At 60.8% G+C, this 5,658-nt stretch carries 7 protein-coding genes; 3 read left to right on the top strand and 4 right to left on the bottom strand.

Annotated elements, in window-relative coordinates; translation table 11 throughout:
- The first annotated feature begins 66 nt into the window (after window positions 1–66).
- The gene (locus tag EGN72_RS00525) at window positions 67–1,335 is read left to right on the top strand and encodes a DNA polymerase IV (protein WP_127044723.1); all 1,269 of its coding nucleotides are present in this window, start codon (window positions 67–69) and stop codon (window positions 1,333–1,335) included.
- Here the strand turns inward: EGN72_RS00525 and EGN72_RS00520 are convergent.
- From EGN72_RS00520 to EGN72_RS00510, 3 genes are all read right to left on the bottom strand, one after another.
- On the bottom strand, window positions 1,327–2,283 hold the full coding sequence (locus tag EGN72_RS00520; RefSeq protein ID WP_127044722.1) for a D-2-hydroxyacid dehydrogenase family protein: 957 nt from the start codon (window positions 2,281–2,283) through the stop codon (window positions 1,327–1,329). The genes EGN72_RS00525 and EGN72_RS00520 overlap by 9 nt on opposite strands.
- A gap of 145 nt (window positions 2,284–2,428) precedes the next feature.
- Complete coding sequence (locus EGN72_RS00515; protein WP_127044721.1) at window positions 2,429–2,914, bottom strand: fasciclin domain-containing protein; 486 nt, start codon at window positions 2,912–2,914, stop codon at window positions 2,429–2,431.
- A 174-nt stretch (window positions 2,915–3,088) separates the two neighbouring features.
- On the bottom strand, window positions 3,089–3,529 hold the full coding sequence (locus EGN72_RS00510) for a DUF302 domain-containing protein (protein ID WP_127044720.1): 441 nt from the start codon (window positions 3,527–3,529) through the stop codon (window positions 3,089–3,091).
- A 184-nt stretch (window positions 3,530–3,713) separates the two neighbouring features.
- Here EGN72_RS00510 and msrP point away from each other — a divergent pair, with 184 nt between their 5' ends.
- Together msrP and msrQ are read left to right on the top strand one after the other, a co-directional pair.
- Entirely contained in the window at window positions 3,714–4,634 is a 921-nt protein-coding gene (msrP, locus tag EGN72_RS00505) for a protein-methionine-sulfoxide reductase catalytic subunit MsrP (RefSeq protein WP_127044719.1), read from the top strand.
- Between the two features lie 3 nt (window positions 4,635–4,637).
- Window positions 4,638–5,234 (top strand): protein-methionine-sulfoxide reductase heme-binding subunit MsrQ, encoded by a 597-nt coding sequence (gene msrQ, locus EGN72_RS00500; RefSeq protein WP_127044718.1) that lies wholly within the window; start codon window positions 4,638–4,640, stop codon window positions 5,232–5,234.
- Here the strand turns inward: msrQ and EGN72_RS19370 are convergent.
- The coding region (locus tag EGN72_RS19370; RefSeq protein ID WP_233586973.1) for a hypothetical protein at window positions 5,188–5,658 on the bottom strand (471 nt) is incomplete at its 5' end. The two genes, msrQ and EGN72_RS19370, sit on opposite strands and share 47 nt — an antisense overlap.

Below are 5,658 nucleotides of genomic sequence, written 5' to 3'. Positions count from 1 at the left end.
CCGCCCATTCCGCGCGCGATTCACACCCCCATTCCGCACCCCCCTCCGCGCTGCTATACTCCCCCCATGTCCAGCCTTTGCCGTGCCTGTCTTACCCTGCTCCCCCCCGGCCCGGCACCGGCCCCGAAACGCTGCCCGGTCTGCCGCTCTCCGCGCCTGATTTCCCATGAAGACCTCACCAGCCTGTCCATCGCCCATATGGATTGCGATGCTTTTTATGCCTCCGTCGAAAAACGCGACCATCCGGAATACCGTGACCAGCCCCTGATCGTCGGGGGCGGCACGCGGGGGGTCGTTTCGACCTGCTGTTATATCGCCCGCATCAAGGGCGTCCGCTCGGCCATGCCGATGTTTCAGGCCCTCAAACTCTGCCCCGAAGCGGTCGTGGTAAAACCCCGGATGGCCGAATATGTCGCCGTTTCCCGCGAAATCCGCGCGATGATGGAACGGCTGACCCCCGCGATTGAACCGCTGTCATTGGATGAGGCGTTTCTCGACCTTACCGGAACCGCCCGCCTGCACGGCGCCCCGCCTGCCGTTTTGCTGGCAAGGCTGGTGAAAGAGATGGAGGAAAAGCTGGGGATCAGCGGCTCCATCGGGTTGTCGCACAACAAATTCCTCGCCAAGATCGCGTCAGACCTTGATAAACCGCGCGGGTTTTCGGTGATCGGGCGGGCCGAGACGGAGGCGTTTCTGGAGCCGAAACCCGTTTCGATCATCTGGGGGGTCGGGGCGGCCACGCGGGCCCAGTTGGAAAAGGCGGGCATCCGCACCATCGCCGATCTGAAGCGCTGGGACCGGGTGGACCTGATCGCCCGGTTCGGCAGCATGGGCGGCCGTTTGTGGCATCTTTCGCGCGGGCTGGATACGCGGCGGGTCAGCCGGGATGAGCCGGTGAAGTCCATCTCCAAGGAAACCACCTTCAACGAGGATATCGCGGACCGAGAGTTGTTGAAGGGCCATCTGTGGCGGCTGGCCGAGCAGGTCGCGGACCGGGCCAAGGCGCGCGATCTGGCGGGGCGGGTGGTGACGCTGAAGCTGAAATCGGCGGAATTCGCGCAGGTCACGCGGCGGCACAGCCTTGCCGCCCCCACCCAGATCGCGGACCGGATTTACCGGGAGGCCGAGGCGATGCTGGGGGCCTATAAGGACAGCGGGCCGTTTCGGTTGATCGGGGTGGGGATTGCCGATCTGTGCCCCGCAGCACAGGCCGACACGGCGGGCGATCTGCTGGACCCCGATGCCGGCAAACGCGCGGCGGCCGAGGCGGCGACCGACAAAATCCGCGCCAAGTTCGGCAGCGATGCAATCATCAAGGGCCGGGCGCTACGCTAGCACCCGAATGGGCGCGCCGGATTGAAAGGCCCGCAGCGCCTCGACCGTTTGGGTGTAGAACAGCCGAAAGGTCGCCTCGGTCGTGTAGCCCAGATGCGGGGTCAGCAGCAGGCGGCCCGAGGCGATCAGTTCCGCATCGCGCAGCGGATCATCGGCGGGCAGGGGTTCGGTATCAAACACATCAATCCCCGCCTTGGCCGGAAAGCCGCGCCGCAGACCGGCCAGCAAAGCCGCGCTGTCATGGATCGGCCCGCGCGAGGTGTTCAGGAACACCGCGCCCGGTTTCATCGCGGCAAAGGCGTCCGCGTCGATCAACCCGCGAGAGCGGTCTGACAGCACCAGATGCACCGACACCACATCGGACGCCGCCATCAGCGCCTGCAAGGAGGCGGCGCGATCTACCCCCAGATCATCGCAGCGGCTTTGCGTCAGATTGGCCGACCAGGCGCTGACATCCATGCCGAAGGCGCGGCCAAAACCGGCCATTTGCGCGCCGATATTCCCAAGGCCCACCAGCCCAAGCCGCAGCCCGGCCAGATCACGGCCCAGCCCGTTTTGCCAAGCGCCTGCGTTCAGGCTGGCCACTTCGGGCAGCAAGCCGCGGTTCAGGGCCAGCATCAACAGCACCGCAAGTTCCGAGGTGGTGGTCTTGCGCGACTCGGTTCCGCAAACGGTGATGCCAAGCGCCTTGGCGGCGGCCAGATCAATGCTGGCATTGCGCGGCCCGGTCGTGACCACCAGCCGCAAATTCGGCAATGCTTGCAACAAACCTGCGGGCAGGGGCGTGCGTTCGCGCATCACGCAAATCGCCTCATACGGCAAAAGCCGCGCAACAAGGGCGGCATGATCGGCCAGCGTATCGGTGTAAACCGTCACCTCGCCCAAGCCCGACCAATCGGCCAATCGCAAGGCTTGGTTGCTGTAATCATCCAGAAGGGCAATTTTCATGGCGGGCCTTTTCGTGCTGTTTCAGGCATGTGGCGGGGGTTTGGCCGTGCTGTCAACCGCCAGCAAGGCCGCCCGAAATGAATTGGCCCGCCGCAAACTGCGACGGGCCAAAGGGAGCAAGAGTGGTTAAACCCTTACGCCAGACTTACATCGGGGGCATGATTACCGCGTCGATCACATGGATCACGCCGTTCGAGGCTTCGATATCGGCGGTGGTGATGTTGGCGCCGTTCACTTTCGGGCCACCTTCCAGCGTGATCGTCGCTTCGGCACCCTGCACGGTCGGGGCCATCATGCCTTCGGTCAGGTCGCCCGACATCACTTTGCCCGCGACGACGTGATAGGTCAGGATCGCGGTCAGCTTGTCTTTGTTTTCCGGCTTCAGCAGGTCTTCGACGGTGCCTGCGGGCAGGGCTGCAAAGGCCTCATCGGTCGGGGCGAATACGGTGAACGGGCCTTCGCCCTTCAGCGTGTCCACCAGACCAGCGGCTTGCACAGCGGCGACGAGGGTGGTGAAGTTGCCTGCGCCCACGGCGGTGTCGACGATATCCTTCGAGTGACCGTCAGCAAAGGCTGCGGTGGACATCATGGAGGCTGCTGCGGTGAGGGCGATAAAGGTTCTGCGGATCATAGGTCGTCTCCCTTTGAATGGTTCAATACCAATTTGGCTTGGCATAGGGGAAACGCAGGGCGGCGCGCTTTGGATCATGCCGACATTTTTGTGTAGGGGGCTTGACGCAAAAGGCCCCGGCGCTAAGCCAAGGGCCTTTTGGTTTTCAAGTCACATCAAAGTTACCAGAACCGGTTAATCCAGCCCCAAAGCATCGTTCACAATGCTTTCCAGCAGCGCCTGAACCGGGGCCATGCTGCCGTCATAGACCTGATGGCTGACGGTGACGGTGCCTGCGCTTTCCGGTTGTTCATAGACCCGGATCGCATAGGGGCAGAAGTGAAAGTTAAGCGGGTCCGCCTCCATCACCTGTCGGCTGACGCTGGCCGAACAGAATTCATACACATCAGCGGCCAGAAACAGCACCTTGTCGCTGCCCATATCGGCGCGGGTGCGTTCCAGCATCTCGCCGGTGTGGCTGACATGGTCGATCACCAGCCCCGCCGACAGGATCGCGCTTTCCACCGCGAAGGCGACATCGTCAAAGGGTTCATCGGTCGTATAGGTCTTGAACTCTTGCGCGGAGGCGGCGCTGCCAAGGCCGAGGCTGGCAACAAGAAGAAGGGATTTGAACATGACGGGCCTTTCCTTGGGGTCTTCGCATTCTGGCTTATGAATATAAGGCGCGCCATGCGCCGGGACGCCGCAGCGGGTGCTGGCACCATGTTACAACGGCTTGCCGATATTGTGAGACAAGTTTTGATGCGTTTCACCAATCATGCGCTATCTTCAATCGAAATGGAAACGTGGAGAATGGGACATGCGCAATCGGTTCAACGGCAATCTGAAATGGTCTGATGTAACGCCAAAGGCGCAATGGATGAACCGGCGCAGCCTTTTGCTTGGGGCAGGGGCCGCGATGGTGGCGGGCCAGGCGGGGGCCAAGATCACTTCGGTTCCCAGCGCCTATTCCACCGATGCCATCCCCAACACGTTCGAGGAGATCACGACTTATAACAACTTCTATGAATTCGGCACCGACAAGGAAGACCCGGCCCGCAACTCTGCCGCCTTTCAGCCGGACCCTTGGGCCGTGCAGATTGATGGTTTGGTCGACAAACCCGGCAGCTATGATCTGGCCGATATTCTGGGCGGCGTGACGCTGGAAGAACGCATCTATCGTTTCCGCTGTGTGGAGGCGTGGTCGATGGTGGTGCCATGGGTCGGGTTTGAACTGGCGACGCTGTTGAACCGGGTGGGCGTGCAACCCAGCGCGAAATTCGTCGCCTTTGAAACCGTGGTGCGCCCCGAGGAAATGCCGGGCCAGCGCCAGCCGCTGCTGGATTGGCCCTACCGCGAAGGGCTGCGGCTGGATGAGGCGATGCACCCGCTGACGATTCTGGCAACGGGCCTGTATGACGAGCCGATGCCAAAACAGAACGGCGCGCCGATCCGTTTGGTGGTGCCGTGGAAATACGGGTTCAAGTCGATCAAGTCGATCGTGCGGATCACCCTGACCGATACGATGCCCATCACCACATGGAACACGCTGAACCCGCGCGAATACGGCTTCTATAGTAATGTGAACCCGAAGGTGGACCATCCACGCTGGTCGCAAGCCTCCGAGCGGCAGGTGGGCGGCGGCATTTTCGCCCCGCGCGTCGATACGCTGATGTTCAACGGGTATGAAGATCAGGTCGCCGCGCTTTATACCGGGCAAGACCTGACCAAGGATTACTGATCCGTGGTTCAGGCCATCAACACCACCCTGCGCCGCGTGCCGCCCCTTGCTATATATATAGCAGGGGTGCTGCCGTTGGCGTGGTTGGTCTGGCTGCTGTTCAGCGGGGCGCTGGGTGTCGATCCGGTGAAACGGATAGAGCATCAACTGGGCGAATGGGCGTTGCAGCTTTTGGTGGCAGGGCTTGCCATCACCCCCTTGCGCCGATTCACCGGGGTGAACCTGATCCGCTATCGCCGGGCCATCGGGCTGCTGGCCTTCTTCTATGTCGCGCTGCATCTGGGCACATGGCTGGTGCTGGATATCCAGCTGCGCTGGGCCGAGATCTGGGCCGATATCGTGAAGCGCCCCTATATAACGGTAGGCTTTGCAGGATTCGTTGCGATGATTCCGCTGGCGATCACCTCGAACAATGAATCGGTCCGGCGTCTGGGCGCGAAAACCTGGCAAAACCTGCATCGCTTGACCTATTTTGCCGTGCTGGCAGGGGCTGTTCACTACATGTGGCTGGTCAAAGCATGGCCGCCGGAGCCGATTATCTATTTGATTCTGGTTATTTTCTTGCTGGCGACTCGCTTGGTTCCCAAAAAACGCGCCTGAGTCGGCCTTTTCGGCAATCCGCTGGCAGCGTCCGGTAAGTTTTCGGCAAATTCCGGCCCTGAATTGTGCCGAAAATTTCACGAACCACAGCATCTAGAGCAACTTTTGGCATCCGAAAAGAAAATGTCATCTTTCTGTCTTTTTGCTCTTGTGGGTTCCGAACTCCCGGCCTAAATACTGCCTCACCGAAACGAAGACGGTCGGAAACGAACGGAACGGAGCGGCGCTGAACTTGGAAGGGTTCGGAAAGAATACTCGAAGATACGGCGGCTGGTTGCGCTAAGAAGTTAGCGCGGTCTGTTGTTTTTGTCTTCTGCTCTTTGACATTGATGATATCTGAAGAGATATGTGGGCGGTTTGGACGTTTCGACGTTTTATCCGACGCATATCGGCCTAGTAGAGAAGCTGACGTAAGTTGGTGGAT

The organism is Pseudorhodobacter sp. E13, from assembly GCF_003991405.1.
Lineage (GTDB): Bacteria > Pseudomonadota > Alphaproteobacteria > Rhodobacterales > Rhodobacteraceae > Pseudorhodobacter.
Note: the sequence above shows the minus strand (reverse complement) of the source record. Positions and strands in the feature narration are given on the sequence as shown.